General features: G+C 28.4%; 2 protein-coding genes. Both read right to left on the bottom strand.

Features of this window, described 5'->3' with window-relative positions:
- Positions 1-315 precede the first annotated feature (315 nt).
- On the bottom strand, positions 316-1,086 hold the full coding sequence (locus G551_RS0112375) for a GLPGLI family protein (RefSeq protein WP_027885849.1): 771 nt from the start codon (positions 1,084-1,086) through the stop codon (positions 316-318).
- Positions 1,071-1,264, bottom strand: a 194-nt coding sequence (locus tag G551_RS16680) for a hypothetical protein (protein WP_027885281.1), incomplete at its 5' end; no start/stop codon positions are given. The genes G551_RS16680 and G551_RS0112375, both read right to left, overlap by 16 nt.

The following is a 1,264-nucleotide window of genomic DNA, read 5'->3' as shown; positions in this document are numbered from 1 at the left end:
TTTATGACCTTATCTTTTAAGGTCGGTTGTACAAAATTATGCACATTTATAAATTTAGGTTGTGCAGCCTATTCGTGTCGTTTCTTCGGCATAAAAATTGTACATTTGTAGTGCAAGTTAAACCTACGGTTTTATGCCATGTGGTTATAGAGGGCTCCAAATTTTTTGGGGCTTCTCTTTTTAGTAGCTAGAACATCATATATTTTAAAGTTGTTTCTCCGAAAGTAAAAAAAAAAAAACGGTTTAGCCTAATTTAAAGTAAATTTTATCGGGTTTTATTGATTTTGGTCGATTATAATAGAACTTCGGTATTTTCTAATTATCTATGAATTTTTTAGTGAGCCTAGAAATCAAATCTTCAAATTCTTTTTGAGTCATGGCTTCAGAATCATCTAGTTTTTTTATAGCTGAGGATTTGGTTTTTTCTATTTTTTCTAATTTCACTACTGTCCCGTTTAAATTTACTTCTGCTATTAAGCCAGGTAAACCCATAAAAATATCTGGACCAGATTGTAATGGTATTGATGGTAAAAACCAAGCCTGTATCTCAAATTTTTGATTTGTTATTGGATAATAGTAGCTCCCTATTGCATTCTTAGCTTTAAAATTCAAAATCATTTTAGTTTTATCTTTTATGATCCAGTTAAAGTCATAATTAGATCTTTTTACCTTAAAATCTTTATCTACTAAGTTTTTAACAAAAATGAGACTATCCTTCTTTTTATTCACAAACACCTTTTCATTGAATTTTGTAAAGCGTTTTGCCATTCTTGTAAGGATTTCTTGCAAAGAAGATTCATTTTCTTTTTTCAAAGCCTGTTTAGCTTCAAAATAAGAATAGGCTTTATTCACATAAAGAATATATTTTATTTCTTTAGAATTTTCAATTAGTTTTTCAGTAAACTGTTTTCCCCTTTCATCTAAATTATCAATCGAACCATGGAATTTAATTTTGGAAATACCATAGGTTAACTTATATGTTGACTGAGCATTTATATTGAAATTAAGTAAAAGAAATAAAAAGCATATTGTTTTTACACAAATAGAGCCTCTTCTCCAAAAATATTGTATTACAAAGATTCGCATTGGGCTACTAGCTCATTAAAATCCCCAACATTTTCTAAAGTAATTCCTCCATAATATTCTTCAAATAGATCATGATAAAAAGAGAAACAGCTTTTTTCTTTCACTTTTGCATTCGCATCTAAACTAGTAAATGAAAATCCAGTTAGTAACACGGTTAAGATTAATAATTTTTTCATCA

Source organism: Mesonia mobilis DSM 19841 (assembly GCF_000423405.1).
GTDB lineage: Bacteria > Bacteroidota > Bacteroidia > Flavobacteriales > Flavobacteriaceae > Mesonia > Mesonia mobilis.
The sequence above is the reverse complement of the archived record's forward strand: the minus strand, read 5'-3'. Positions and strand labels throughout refer to the sequence as shown.